At 73.2% G+C, this 13,351-nt stretch carries 12 protein-coding genes; 6 read left to right on the top strand and 6 right to left on the bottom strand.

The window, feature by feature from the left end; genetic code table 11:
- The first annotated feature begins 93 nt into the window (after positions 1-93).
- Positions 94-1,344, top strand: a complete 1,251-nt coding sequence (locus C8P66_RS02605) for an O-antigen ligase family protein (protein WP_146422685.1) — start codon at positions 94-96, stop codon at positions 1,342-1,344.
- A 31-nt stretch (positions 1,345-1,375) separates the two neighbouring features.
- Here the strand turns inward: C8P66_RS02605 and C8P66_RS02600 are convergent, their stop codons facing one another.
- Genes C8P66_RS02600 through C8P66_RS02590 form a run of 3 tightly spaced genes read right to left on the bottom strand, consistent with a single transcriptional unit; the run spans position 1,376 to position 4,166 of the window.
- On the bottom strand, positions 1,376-2,461 hold the full coding sequence (locus C8P66_RS02600; protein ID WP_111396577.1) for a glycosyltransferase family 4 protein: 1,086 nt from the start codon (positions 2,459-2,461) through the stop codon (positions 1,376-1,378).
- A complete protein-coding gene (locus C8P66_RS02595; RefSeq protein WP_111396576.1) occupies positions 2,458-3,237 on the bottom strand; it encodes a glycosyltransferase family 2 protein in 780 nt (259 codons plus the stop codon). Before C8P66_RS02595 ends, C8P66_RS02600 begins: the two co-directional genes overlap by 4 nt.
- The gene (locus tag C8P66_RS02590; RefSeq protein ID WP_111396575.1) at positions 3,234-4,166 is read right to left on the bottom strand and encodes a glycosyltransferase family 9 protein; all 933 of its coding nucleotides are present in this window, start codon (positions 4,164-4,166) and stop codon (positions 3,234-3,236) included. Before C8P66_RS02590 ends, C8P66_RS02595 begins: the two co-directional genes overlap by 4 nt.
- Positions 4,167-4,252: 86 nt before the next feature.
- On the opposite strand from C8P66_RS02590, the gene ygfZ reads away from it, so the two are divergent.
- Positions 4,253-5,101: a CAF17-like 4Fe-4S cluster assembly/insertion protein YgfZ gene (gene ygfZ, locus C8P66_RS02585; RefSeq protein WP_111396574.1), complete on the top strand. Its 849-nt coding sequence runs from the start codon at positions 4,253-4,255 to the stop codon at positions 5,099-5,101.
- On the opposite strand, the gene C8P66_RS02580 is transcribed toward ygfZ, so the two are convergent.
- Positions 5,098-6,225: a hypothetical protein gene (locus C8P66_RS02580; RefSeq protein WP_111396573.1), complete on the bottom strand. Its 1,128-nt coding sequence runs from the start codon at positions 6,223-6,225 to the stop codon at positions 5,098-5,100. The genes ygfZ and C8P66_RS02580 overlap by 4 nt on opposite strands.
- On the bottom strand, positions 6,222-7,253 hold the full coding sequence (locus tag C8P66_RS02575; protein ID WP_146422683.1) for a hypothetical protein: 1,032 nt from the start codon (positions 7,251-7,253) through the stop codon (positions 6,222-6,224). Before C8P66_RS02575 ends, C8P66_RS02580 begins: the two co-directional genes overlap by 4 nt.
- 157 nt (positions 7,254-7,410) lie before the next feature.
- On the opposite strand from C8P66_RS02575, the gene rfaE1 reads away from it, so the two are divergent.
- Both rfaE1 and dgt read left to right on the top strand, forming a co-directional pair.
- Entirely contained in the window at positions 7,411-8,916 is a 1,506-nt protein-coding gene (gene rfaE1 / locus C8P66_RS02570; RefSeq protein ID WP_111396571.1) for a D-glycero-beta-D-manno-heptose-7-phosphate kinase, read from the top strand.
- Between the two features lie 14 nt (positions 8,917-8,930).
- Positions 8,931-10,238, top strand: coding sequence for a dGTP triphosphohydrolase (gene dgt, locus C8P66_RS02565; RefSeq protein ID WP_111396570.1), 1,308 nt, complete (start codon positions 8,931-8,933; stop codon positions 10,236-10,238).
- A 23-nt stretch (positions 10,239-10,261) separates the two neighbouring features.
- Here the strand turns inward: dgt and C8P66_RS02560 are convergent, their stop codons facing one another.
- Positions 10,262-10,789 carry a DoxX family protein gene (locus tag C8P66_RS02560; RefSeq protein ID WP_408881941.1) on the bottom strand — a complete coding sequence of 176 codons (528 nt, stop codon included), beginning with the start codon at positions 10,787-10,789 and terminating at the stop codon, positions 10,262-10,264.
- Between the two features lie 27 nt (positions 10,790-10,816).
- On the opposite strand from C8P66_RS02560, the gene C8P66_RS02555 reads away from it, so the two are divergent.
- Together C8P66_RS02555 and C8P66_RS02550 are read left to right on the top strand one after the other, a co-directional pair.
- Entirely contained in the window at positions 10,817-11,740 is a 924-nt protein-coding gene (locus C8P66_RS02555; protein WP_111396569.1) for a LysR family transcriptional regulator, read from the top strand.
- The gene (locus tag C8P66_RS02550; RefSeq protein ID WP_111396568.1) at positions 11,737-13,350 is read left to right on the top strand and encodes a GMC family oxidoreductase; all 1,614 of its coding nucleotides are present in this window, start codon (positions 11,737-11,739) and stop codon (positions 13,348-13,350) included. Before C8P66_RS02555 ends, C8P66_RS02550 begins: the two co-directional genes overlap by 4 nt.
- The last annotated feature ends 1 nt before the right edge of the window (position 13,351 follow it).

Genomic DNA, 13,351 nt, shown 5'->3' with positions numbered 1-13,351 from the left:
AAAACGAACTGCGGCCTTTGTCGCATCCCGCCGTCGCCTTGCCAAACCCCGGGGTCTATGGAGGGTGCCGCCTCCCTCCCCTTCAGGATTCCGATGACGCCCCCCCCTGTTCCTGCGCGGCCCAGCTACGACCCTTCGCGGCCGATCGCGGTGCTGCTGCTGCTGACCCCGATCCTGGCCGTCATCCAGTTCCGCGGCCTGGCGCCCGCCATCCTGATCGGGCTGCTGGCGACCGTCTTCCTCGCCTGGCGCCGCGATGGGCGGCTGCCCTTGCCGCGCGGGGCGGCGAGCCTGATCCTGCTCGGCTTCTTCGCCTGGGCGCTGCTGGGCGCGGCCTGGGCGATGGATGCCGGGCGGGCGATCGAGACCAGCCTGCGCCTGGGCGCCTTCGCCATGCTGGGGGCGGCGGCGGCAAGCGCGGTGACCGGCGCGGATGAGGCGGCGCGGGCCCGGCTCGGGGCGCATCTGGCCTGGGGCCTGGGGATCGGGGCCGGCTTCGCACTGGCGGATCACCTCAGCGGCAATGCGTTGCGCGGGCTGATGCGCGGGCAATGGACGCCCTCCCCGCATCTCTATGCCGGGCTGAAGCCGGCGGTTTCGGTCATGGCGGTGCTGCTGCCGATCCTGGCCTTCCTGCCCTCGCTGCCCCGTTGGCTTCGGTTGGTGCTGACGATCTTCACCGTCATCGTGGTGCAGAGCCTGATCGCCGATGCCGCCAAGATCGCCGTGCTGGTCGGGCTGGCCGCCGGGGCGCTGGCCTGGTGGCGGCCACGGCTGGTGGCGGCGGGCCTGGGGATCGGGCTCGCGGTGGTGTTCCTGGCGACGCCGCTGGCGATCCGCGGCCTGACCAATGCCGGGCCGGACCTGAGCCATATCCCCCCCAGCGCCGCGCATCGCGTGCTGATCTGGGAGTTCGTGAACAGCCGCATCGCCGAACGGCCGATCTTCGGCTGGGGGCTGGAATCGGGCCGCGCCATGCCGGGCGGCAAGACGCCGGTCGCCACCCCCACCCTGGACCGCTTCGGGCTGAACACCGGGCGCAGCCCGGACTGGCTGCGGACGGCGGCCGAGCAATTGCCGCTGCATCCGCACAATGGGGCGATGGAAGTCTGGCTCGACCTTGGGCTGGTCGGCGCGCTGCTGGCCTCGGCGCTCGCCTGGAGCCTTTCGGGGCTGGCGTTGCGGGTGCTGCCCGCGGCGGCCGGGCTCGGGGCCATGGCCTCGGTCGCGGTGGTGGGGCAGCTCAGCTACGGCATCTGGCAGGCATGGTGGATCGGCTTGCAGATGCTGGTGGTGGTCGCCTTGGCGGCGCTGCTGCCGCGAGGGCCGTCAGCGAGGGGCTGAACACGCATCCCTGACGGAAGGGCCGCGTGAGCTATCGGCCGGTCAGCGCCGCCAGAAATTGCGGCGCGACCTCCGCCCATTGGCGCGGCCCGCGTGCAAAAGCCTGCGCCTTCCGCCCCATTTCGGCGAGCGAGGCCGCATCCCCCAGCAGCCGGCCCAGGGTCGCCGCCACATCCGCCGCATCGGCGCCGTCACAGAGCAGCCCGGTCTCCCCCGCCAGCACGGCATCGCCGGCGCCACCATCCCGCCCCGCGACCGAGGGCAGGCCATGCCATCCGGCCTCAAGGAAAACGAGGCCATAGCCTTCGACCGAATTGCCCTCGCGCCGGTTCGGCATGACGAAAAGATCGGCCGAGCGGTACAGCGCGGCCTTGGCCGCCTCATCCACCCGGCCGAGGAAAAGCACGCGGTCGGAAACCCCCTCGGCCGCCGCCAAAGCGCGCAGCCGGGCCTCATCCTCCCCACCGCCGGCGACCAGGTACAGGATGCCGGGATGGGCCATCCGCAATCCGGGCAAGGCGCGGATCACCTGGTCGATGCCTTTTCGCGCTTCCAGCCGCGCCAGCGTCAGCAGCACCGGCCCCCGCCCCGCCACCTGTGCCGCGACCTCGGCCAGTGCGGTGGCGGAGGGCTCGGGCTGGGGTGGGATCGGCGGGTTGATGATGGCGAGGCGCCCCGGCGGCACATAGGGGCCGACCAGATCGGCGGTGTAGCGCGAGATGGCGATGACGCGGGTGGCACGGCCGAGCGCCGCCTCGATCCGCCGCCGTTTGCGCGCCGTCAGCCGTGCGGGGAATTCGGTGCCATAGGTCAGCACCGCCACCGGCAGGCTGGTGGGGGGGATGAGTTCCAGGCTCTTCCAGGTGTCGGCGATGATCGCGGTGATGTCGCCTTGCCCCAGCCGCCGCCGGATCGCCCAGGCCTTGTGCCAGCGCCGCAGCGGCTTCGGCCCGCCGAAGCGGCGCAGCGCGAAGGGCGGCGCCACCCATTCCGCGCCGCCCTTGCGGATGTGGTCGGCCAGGACCGACACGGGGGCAAGGTGGGTCGCGATGCCGCCCATCAGCGCCTCGATCCCGCCGGGGTCGGGGGGGAAGCACTGGGTGACCAGCAGGATCACGGCTCCGGCGCGCCATGCGCACGGGGTTCCAGCCGCGCCTTGAGGTAGGAGAGCAACGGAAACGCCCCGGTGCAGAAGGCCAGCAGCACGCCCCAGGCGCCCTCCCGATAGCCCTTCCGCGACACGTAGGATTTGAACCCGCGCATCACGAACCGGCGCAGATTGCCACGCAGGGTGCCGATGTTGCCGGAGGCGATGAGATCCTTGGCCTTGGCGGTGGAGTAGCGGTCCAGCCGCTTCAGCATATCGGCGATGTCGCGGTCCACGAGGTGGATCAGCGCCCCGGTCTGCAGCCGCGGGCCTTCCTTGCCGGTCCAGTCCAGCCCCGGATGCACCCGCTGCGCCCGCCACTGCTTGGCCCCGGCCCGGAACAGGCGCGGGACCGAGGTGGTGCCGAAGCTGCCCGCCCAGCCATGCCGCAGCAGCCGGTCGCCGACGTAATTGTCCACCGGCACCTGATGCCAGGCGAAGGGGCTGCTCGCGATCACCCGGCGGATCTCGATGGCGAGGTCGGGGCTGACGCGCTCATCGGCATCGACCTCCAGCACCCAATCGCCGGTGCAGGCGGCGATGCCTTGGTTGCGGCGGGTGCCTTCCAGCTCCCAGGCGCCCTCGATCACCCGGGCGCCGGCGGCGGTGGCGATGGCGGCGCTGGCATCGGTGGTGCGGTCCAGCACGACCACGATCTCATCGGCGAAGCCGAGGGCGGCGAGGCAGTCGGGCAGCCGCTCGGCCTCGTTGCGGGCCACGATCAGGGCGGAGAGGCGAAGGGTCACGCCAGCACCTCATCCAATGGCGCGCGGGCAAGCAGGCCGGTGGCGGCGGCGACCACCGCATCGACCGGCAGATCGGCCATCGGCGCGGCGCCGGGCGGGCCCTCGGCCAGCACCGCCGCGGCACGGCGCCCGACCGGGCCGTATTCGGAGGCGGGTGTGGGGCCGAACAGCCCGATGGTCGGCACGCCCACGGCGGCGGCGAGGTGCATCAGCCCGGAGTCATTGCCGACGAACAGCGCGCAGCGCGCCAGCGCCGCCGCGACCTCGGGCAGGCTGGCCACGCCGACCAGGTCGATGGCGCCGGGCAGCCCGGCCAGCACCGGGGCGGCGGCGGTGCGTTCCTCGGCACCCGGCCCGCCCAGGACCAGGATACGGGCGCCGGCCAGGGAGCCGTCGGGCGCGGTCAGCCGCCGCGCCAGTTCAAGAAACCGCTCGGCCGGCCAGACTTTTCGCACCCAGTTCGCGGTTGGGCCGAGCGCCAGGATCGGGCCGCCGCCAACTCCCAGCAGGGCCGCTGCCTGCGCGACATCCTCCGGCGCGTACCAAGCGACCGGCCGTGGCGCGGGGCTGAGGCCCAGGGTCTGCGCCAGATGCAGCAGCCGATGCCCCGGCCTGCGCCCACCGCGCATCACCGCCCGGCGCCGCGCGAGCAACATCCAGGCGATGGCCGAGCCGCGCAGATCCACCACCAGATCCCAGCGCCGCGTCACCACCTGCGCCCAAAGCCCCAGCCAATGCAGCGACCAGCGTTGCTTGGTCACGGTGATCAGCCGCTCCAGCCCCGGCATCCGGGCGAAGACGCCGGTCGCGACCGGGCCGCAGGCGACGGTGATCCGGGCGCCGGGATGGGCGCGTAACAGATGGTCCAGCAAGGCGGTGGACAGCACCGCATCGCCGATCCGCGTGGAGGAGATGAACAGAATTCGCATCGTCGTGGCGCTTCCCTAGCACGGAAGGATTTTTCCCGCGCGGGGGCGGACTTGTCCGGCAAGGCGCGGCGCATCACGTCCCCAGGATGACGCAGATTTACCCCACCGATCGTGAGGTGCTGGCCCTGACCGGAGAGGACGCCCCGAGCTTCCTGCAAGGCCTGGTGTCGGCGGACATCGCCGCCCTGGCCGATGGCTCGGCCGCCTGGGCCGCGCTGCTGACGCCGCAGGGCAAATGGCTCGCGGATTTTTTCGTGGTGCGGGACGGCGATCGGCTGCTGCTGGATGTGGAGGCCGGGCAGGCGGCGATGATCTCGGCCCGGCTGATGCGGTTCCGCCTGCGCTCGAAGGTGGCGATGGCCCCCGCCGGGCTGGCGGTCACGCTCGGCTGGGAGGGGGCGCCGCCGGCGATGGGGCTCGCCATCGACGACCCCCGTACGCCGGAGGCCGGGTTCCGGCTGCTGCACGAACCCGGCGAAGGCCCCGCCGCCACCGCCGACCGTGACGCCTGGGACCGGCACCGCATTGCCCTCGGACTGCCTGATGGCAGCCGGGACATGGAGCCCGAAAAATCCATCCTGCTCGAAGCGGGCTTCGATGAATTGAGCGGCGTGTCCTGGACCAAGGGCTGCTGGATGGGCCAGGAGCTGACCGCGCGGACGAAATACCGCGGGCTGTTGAAGCGCCGGCTCTGCCCCGTCGCGGTCGAGGGCCCCTTGCCCGCGCCCGGTACGCCGATCCTGGATGCGGAGGGCGCCGAGGCCGGCGAGATGCGCTCCGGCACCGATGGCATCGGGCTGGCGCTGCTGCGCCTGCGTGCCATCGCGGCCGGCGCGGCGCTGCGGGCGGGGGATGCGGTGCTGACCCCTCGCCCCCCCGCCTGGCTGACATTGCCAGAGAACATGCCGCCGAGCGTGCCACCGAGCATGGCTTAGCGCAGCCGGTCCACCAGGCTGCCCTGGAACAGCCGCAGTCCCTGCGACCAGCCCCAGGCGACGGCACCGGATCGGTCCGCCCCGGCCAGCCAGGTTTCGGCGCCGAGGCTCTGGAGGCCGCCCATGGCAGAGACGCTGGCGGGCAGCAGCTCCGACCAGCCCAGCCGCAGCAGCGCCCCCGGCCCCATCGCCTGCAACAGCGCCGGGGTGAGCAGATCCAGCGCCCCGGCCGCCGCAACCTCCAGCGCGACGCGGTAGCCGCGCAGCCCGGCGAAACGCACCGCCATCATCGCCGGACCGGGCGCGCGCAGCAGGTCGCCCAGGTCCAGGCAGAGAATGACGCGCTGGCGCATCGCCTGCGGCAGCGCCTGGTCCATGCGCAGCCAGTCCCCGGTGGCGAGGGCGGCGGGGGCCAGGGGCAGCGAGACCGCCCCGGCGCCAGGGCCGGCCCGGCCCAGCTCCGCCGCCTGCCGCGCCGCGACGGCGGCGCGCAGCGGTGCATCGGGGCGCTCGCCGCTCGCCCCGCCCAGATGCGCGACCAGGGCCGGCCAATTGGGGCGCTCATCCACCCAGGCCGGGCCCGCACCGCCCTCCGGGTCCAGCCGCCGGACCGGCTGGCGCAGCAGATGCGCCGAGAGATCGGCGCGCGCGAGCGCCTGCAGGGTGGCCGGGCCTGTCCGCATCTCCGCGCCATCCGGCGCAATGGCGGGGGCGGCACGGTCGCCGATCAGCGAGGCCTCCAGCAGCGCCAGAAGCCGCGGCGCATCCTCCGGCAACCGCAGGCGATGCAGCGCCACGGCCGCGGCGGCGGGGTCGAGCACGGCGCGCAGGCTCGCCTCGGCCGTTTCCAGCGCCAGGGCCGGCGGCAACACCGCCGCGACCAGCGTGCCATCGGGCAGCGAGAACAGCCGGATGCGCGGGGCCCTGCGCAGTGGCGCCGCGGCTTCGTCGATCAGGCGCCGGTGCAGCGCCCGCGCGCCCCCCGGCACCGCCAGCGCCGGGCGCCAGAGCAGCAGTTCGCGCCGCGCGCCGCCTTCGACCGTCTGGCGGATCAGCGCCGCCAGCTCGGCCGGCCCGCCGGGCTGGGCGGTCAGCGCGGGCGGGGCATCCAGTGTCGCGATCATGGCAGCCACCGCCGCAGCAGCGCGGGATTGTCGCAGCCGGTGGGCTCGACCGCCGCCGCCCGCGCGGCGCAGGCGCCGGCGGTGCAGCCGGTGCTGGCGGGGCAGGCGCCGAGGCGGGTCGCGGCCAGCAGCGCCTCCACCACCGCCCCCGCGTAGCGGCTGACCCCCTGGCGCAGCCCCCAGGCGAGGGCGGCGGGCGTATCGGCCCCGCTCAGTACCACCCGCCCCGGCAGGGTCGGGTCGCGCAGCGCCGGGGCAAGCGCGGCCGGCAGCTCGGCCGACCAGCGCAGCAGCAGCAGATCGGCCGGGATCGCGGAGAGGCGCAGCCACCCGGCCAGCGGGGCGCCGATCGCCCCGATCGCGAGCCGCCCGCCGCCGGCCCGCAGGCCGTCCCGCCATGCCTCCAGCAGCGCGGGGTCCGCCAGCAGCGCGGCGGGGGCGACGGCGGTTCCCCCGAAGCCGGCGGGGGGGCCATCGCCGCGACTCAGCTCCCGCCAATGCAGCGGATCTTCCGAGCCATCCCCCGGCGGCCCGCGCCAGCCCGCGAGGCGCGGATGCGCCCCGCGCGCCAGAATCACCACGGCCTCGCGGCGCATCGGCTGGAGTTGCGCGGCCCTCTTTGGCCCGGGCGCGCCGCCGCTGAACCAAAGCGTGGCGGTCGCGACCAGCGCCTGCGCCTCGGCCGGGACCGCAAACAGCGGCAGCGCCAGCCCGGGGGCGAGCACCGCCGCCGCCTCGCGCACGCCGCGCAGCCCGGGCAGCGTGCCCAGCAGCAGCACCGCCCCCTCCGCGCCCAGCAGCACCTGGCCATGGTGTTCAGCGGCATGCGCCTCGGCCAGGGCTCGTAAAAATCGCGCTAGGACAGCATCTTCGCTCGCCAGCGGCGGCAGCAGCAGCACGCCATTCGCCCCGCCCCGCGCCGCCGACAGCAGCGCGCGCAGGCGCGGCGGCACCCGCGGTTCCAGGCTGGGATGGCCCGGCGGGACAGGGCCGAGCGGGGGCGCGCCGAGGGCCAGAGCCAATGACATGGGCGAGTCTCCGTTCCGGGCAATCCTTGCGGCCGGGCAGCATCCTGCCTGCGTAGCCTGCCGCGCAGACATGAAGGCTTCGCCAACGCGGGTTCTCGGGCCGAACTCCCGCGCGGGCTCCTTGCATGCCCTCCTTCCCTTGGGTTAGGCACAAGCGATGGACCTCCCCGTGGACGCCGTACCCCCCTTGCCCGATGCCGGTCGTGCTCCCGATGAGAACGCCCGTCTCGCCGATGCCGTGCGGGCCCTGAAGCGGACCTCGGTGCTCGTGGTCGGCGACGCCATGCTCGACCGTTACGTCTATGGCCGCGTTACCCGCATCAGCCCGGAGGCGCCGGTCCCGATCCTGACCGTGGAGCGCGAGCTCGCGATGCCCGGGGGGGCGGGCAATGTCGTCCGCAACCTGACGGCGCTCGGCGCCGCAGTCGCCTTCATCACCGTCGTCGGCGACGATGTCGCCGGCAGCGACCTGACCGGGCTTGTTGGCGGCCAGCCTGGGGTTGAGCCCTGGCTGCTGGTCCAGGGCGGCCGCGCCACGACGACCAAAACCCGCTTCATCGCCAGTGGCCAGCAATTGCTGCGCGCGGACCAGGAGGTCGCTAGGCCGATCCATCCGCGCCTCGCGGACCGGCTGGTGAAGATCGCCTCCGACACCATCGCCGCCACCACCGTCATGGTGCTGTCGGACTACGCCAAGGGCGTTCTGGCCGATGACACCGCGGCCAAGCTGATCGCCGCCGGCCGGGCGGCCGGGCGCAAGGTGATCGTCGACCCCAAGGGCATCGACTTCAGCCGCTACCACGGTGCCGACATCGTCACCCCGAATCGGGCGGAGCTTGCCGCCGCCACCGAGATGCCGGTCGATTCGGAGGAGGGGATCGTCGCCGCCGCCCGCGTGCTGCGCGACCGGCACGCCTTCGGCGCCGTGCTGGTGACGCGCAGCGAGGATGGGCTGACCTTGCTCGATGGCGACACCGTCCGCCATTTCCCGGCCGAGGCGCCGGAGGTGCATGACGTCTCCGGCGCCGGGGACACCGTGGTGGCGGTGCTCGCCGCCGCCATCGCCGCCGGGCGGGACCTGCCGACCGCGGCCAGGCTTGCGAACATCGCGGCCGGCATCGTGGTCGGCAAGGTCGGCACCGCCGTCGCGCGGGAAGACGACATGCTGGAGGCGCTGAGCCTGGAGCGCGGCGCCCTGCGCAAGATCATGAGCCGCGCCCAGGCCGCCGAGATGGCCGAACGCTGGCGGCAGCGCGGCTGGCGGGTCGGCTTCACCAATGGCTGCTTCGACCTGCTGCACCCGGGCCATGTGCATCTGCTGGAACAGGCGCGCTCCTGGTGCGACCGGCTGATCGTCGGGCTGAACGCGGATGAAAGCGTGCGCCGCCTGAAGGGCCCGACCCGCCCGGTGCAGGCCGAGGCCGCCCGCGCCGCGGTGCTGGCGAGCCTTGCCACCGTCGATGCCGTCACCCTGTTCGCGGAGGACACGCCGCTCGAACTGCTGAAGGCGCTGCGCCCCGACGTGCTGGTGAAGGGCGCCGATTACTCGGTCTCCGAAGTGGTCGGCGGCGAGCTGCTGGTCGAATGGGGCGGGCAGGTGCGGCTGGCGGAGCTGCTGCCCGGCAATTCCACCACCGCCACCGTCGCCCGCATCCGCGGATAGGGCTGGGCGACATCATGGACTGGGCGACGCTGTTCAACCCGCGCCGCCTGGGCGAGGCCGAGGCCCGCACCGCCCCCAACCGCAACCCCTGGCAGATCGACCAGGACCGCATCGTCTTCAGCCGCCCATTCCGGCGCCTGCAGCAGAAGACCCAGGTCCATCCCTTGCCCTTCAACCCGCATGTGCGGAACCGGCTGGTGCATACGCTGGAGGTCGCCTCGGTCGGGCGGTCCATCGGCTATGCGGTCGGCTCGGCGTTGATCGAAGAGTTGGCGGCGGCCGAGCGCACGCCGGATGACCTGGGCTACCTGGTCCAGGCGGTCTGCCTCGCGCATGACATCGGCAACCCGCCCTTCGGCCATGCCGGCGAGGCGGTGATCGCCGAATGGATGACGCGCTGGCTGGCAACCCATGGCGAGGGGCTCGATGCGGACCTCGGCGCCTTTGACGGCAATGCCCAGGGCTTTCGCATCCTGACCCGGGCCGATGCCTATCGCGATCGCGGCGGGCTGCGGCTGACGCTGGCCTCGCTCGGCGCCTTCCTGAAATACCCCTGGACGGCCGGGGATGCGCGCGCCGCCAAGGGCGGGCTGCCGGCTCAGAAATTCAACGTCTTCGCCACCGAGGCCGCGATCTTCGCCGAGGTCGCCGCCGCCTGCGGGCTGCATGGCCGCCACCCGGCCGTCTGGCTGATGGAGGCGGCGGATGACATCACCTACAGCCTCGCGGATCTGGAGGATGCGGTGGAGATCGGCATCCTCGGCTATCGCGACTATGCCGAATTGGTGAACCCGCTGGCGGGCATTCCCGCCGACCGGCTGGCCGCCGAGGGCAGCGACCCGCAGCGCATTGCCTGGCTGCGCAGCCGCGCCATCGGGGCGATGATCGAGGTGGCGACGCAGACCTTCCTGGCCGACCACGCGGCGATCATGGCCGGAACCGCGACCCGCCGCGACCTCGTGACCGATGTGCCGGGCGAATGGGCCGGGCGTGTCGCCGCCTTCGACGCCATCCGCGCGATGAACCGCGAGCGCGTCTACGTCCATGCCCGCAAGGCGGAGTTCGAGATCGGCGCGGGGGATGTGCTGGGCAAGGCGCTGGAGGTCTTCCTGCCCGCCTGCGTCGAGTATTTCGAACGCGGCGAGGAAGGATGCAGCCTGCGAAGCCGACAGGCGCTGGCGATGATGGGCGACTACCACCCGATCCCGCGGCTGGGGCGCAGCGAGACCCTGCGCTGCGCCGTCGATTTCGTGGCCGGGATGACCGACAACTACGCCTCCTGGCTGGCGGCGCGGCTACGCGGGCTGGACCCGCCGCGGTGATCCGCGGCGGGCCCGTGTCCGCGTCAGGCGCGGGCGGGCGTCCGGCTGGAGCCCAGCAGGCGGCCGAGGTCCAGCGCATAGGCGCCGGCCCCGAGCCCAGCCTGGACCAGCATCGTCGCGATCCAGAACACCGGGTATTCCCAACCGCCGCCGGCGGCACTGAACACCCAGCCATTGCCCGTGTGCTGCAAGGCCGCGCCGATCAGGATCGGAAGGGTCAGCAGGCTGACCGCCGAGACCCAGACGCCGGCGATCAGCGCGAGGCCCGCGGCGATCTCGGCGACGATCACGATGGCGCCGAAGATCGGCGGATAGCCGAGGCTGCCGAAGTATCCCATGGTCCCGGCAACGCCGAAGGTGGCGAGCTTGAGCAGCCCGCCATGGGCCAGGAACATCAGGCCGAGGGACACCCGAAGCAGCAGGGCGGCATAGGGGGCGGTCTTTTTCGTGTCGAACATCGTCATCTCCATTGCGGCGATGATCGCCGCCATCACAGCCTTGATGCCCGGTTCCCGACGCGGCTTCCAAACCTCCTTCGGAACGAGCATCATCACGCCAGTGAATGACAGCAGGGGTAAATGGCGGATCTCGGCTCCCTCGACCTGAACCTGCTGCGGGTTTTCGACGCGGTGGCGCGCGAGCGGCATGTGACCCATGCGGCGGAACGGCTGAACCTGTCCCAGCCCGCCGTCTCCAACGCCCTGTCGCGGCTGCGCGCGGCGCTTGGCGATGAGCTGTTCCTGCGCCGCCCGGGCGGGGTGGAGCCGACCGCACTGGCGCTCTCCCTCGCCACCCCGGTCGCCGATATGCTGGACAAGCTGCGCGAGACCCTGGCGACCCATGCCCCCTTCGACCCCGCCACCGCCACCCGCGTCTTCACCATCGGTTGCAGCGAATACGCCGAGGCGGTGCTGGGCCCACCGCTGCTGGAGCAGATCACGGCCCAGGCGCCGGGCTGCCTGCTCGCCATCCGCCATGCCGACCGCACCAATGCCGAGATGATGCTGGAACGCGGCGAGGCCGGGCTCGCCGTCGCCGTGCTGCCCGAGCCGCCGGCGCTCTACACACGGGTGCGGCTGCTGCCCGAAGCCTTCCTGACCCTGGTCCGCCCCGGCCATCCGCTGGCGGAGGGCGAGTTGACCCTGGCCCGCTTCACCGCCTTCCCGCATCTGCTGCATTCGGCCAATGGCAGCAAGGATGGCGCGCTGGACGAGCCGTTGCGCGCGGCGGGGTTTCCGCGCCGGCTGGGGGCCGTGGTGGCGCATCTCTCGGCGGTGCCGGAGATGCTGCGCCGGACGGATCTGGTGATGACGCTCTCCGCCCGCCTCGCGCAGCAGATGGCCGAGGCGCATGGGCTTTGCATCCGAACCTGCCCGATCGAGATCCGCCACACCCGCCTGTCGATGGTGTTCCACCGGCGGTTCGAGGCCGACCAGGGCCATGCCTGGCTGCGCCGCACCCTGCTCTCCGTCGCGCGCGGGTTGGGGCCGGCGCCGGCATGAGCTTCGACACGGTGATCGTGGGGGCGGGTTCCGCTGGCTCCCTGCTGGCATTGCGCCTGGCCGAGGCAGGGCAGTCGGTCGCGGTGATCGAGGCGGGGGGCTCGGACCGCCACCCTTACGTCCATATCCCCGCCGGCTACGCCCGGATCCTCACGCATCCCCGGCTGACCTGGGGGTTTTCGACCGCGCCCGATGCCGAGCTTGGCCTGCCCGCCTACGACTATCCGCGGGGCAAGGTCTGGGGCGGATCGTCCTCGATCAACGGGCTGGGGCATGTGCGGGGGCATCCCTCGGACTACGACCTCTGGACCCAGCATGGCGCGCTGGGCTGGGGGTGGGAGGCGATGCTGCCCGCCTTCCGGCGCCACGAGGCTTTTCGCGGCCCTGACCCGGACGGCTTGCGCGGGCGGGACGGGCCGATCCCGGTCTCGCCGCTGGCCGAAACGCCGCCGCTGCTGGCGAAGATGATCGCGGCGGCCGAGGCCGTGGGCATCCCGCACAATGAGGATATGAACGGCCCCCGCCGCGAGGGCGTGGCGCTGTTCCAGCAGACGCGGCGCGGGCGGGTGCGGGTTTCCGCCGCGCGCGCCTGCCTGCTGCCGGCGATGAAGACCGGGCGGGTAAAACTGTTCGACCGCTCACTGGCGCTGCGCGTGGTCGTGGAGGACGGCCGCGCCACCGGCGTCGCCATCCGCCGCGATGGGCAGGACCAGGTGGTGTCGGCGCGGCGGGAGGTGGTGCTGGCGGCCGGTGCCATCGGCAGCCCGCATCTGCTGATGCTGTCGGGCCTGGGGCCGGCCGGAGCCTTACAGGCCCAGGGCATCACGCCGCTGCGCGACCTGGACATCCCCGGCATCGGCCAGAACCTCCAGGACCACTTCATCGTCCGGCTGAGTTTCCGGCTCGCCGAGCATCGCTGGTCGGCCAATCGCCGCATCGTCTGGCCGCGGCTGGGGCTGGAGGCGGCGCGCTGGGCGCTGCGCGGCGATGGCGTGCTGACCTGGTCGCCCGGGATGATGGCGGTCTTCGCCGATTCCCGCCGCATCGAGGCCGGGCTGCCACCCGAGGCCGATGGCATCCCCGATGTGCAGTTCAACGCCGGCCCGCTGTCCTGGCGGGAGGGGCAGATCGGCGTGCCGGAGGCCGAGCCCGGCGCCACCGTCGGCGTCTGGCAATGCCGGCCGGAAAGCCGGGGCGAGGTGACGCTGCTCTCGGCCGATCCGGCCGCCGCCCCGCGCATCGCGCCGCGCTACCTGGCGACGCAAGGCGATCGCGACGCGCTGCTGCGCGGGCTGCGGCTGGCGCGGCGCTGGATGGGGGCCGGCCCGCTCGCCGGCATCGTGACCGGCGAGGCGCGGCCGGGGCCCGAGATCGCGACCGATGCGGCGCTGCTGGCGTTCTCGCGGGCCTCGGGCGGCACCGTCTACCACCCCTGCGGCAGCGTCCGCATGGGCGGCGAGGATGCGCCGCTCGACCCGCAGCTGCGTCTGCGCGGGATCGGCGGCTTGCGCGTGGTGGATGCCAGCGTCTTCCCGACCATGCCGGTCTGCAACATCAACGCGACGGTGCTGGCGGTGGCGGAACGGGCGGCGGAGATGATGACGGGCTAGC

The organism is Humitalea rosea (assembly GCF_003253705.1).
In the GTDB taxonomy this organism is placed as follows: Bacteria; Pseudomonadota; Alphaproteobacteria; order Acetobacterales; family Acetobacteraceae; genus Humitalea; species Humitalea rosea.
Note: the sequence above shows the minus strand (reverse complement) of the source record. Positions and strands in the feature narration are given on the sequence as shown.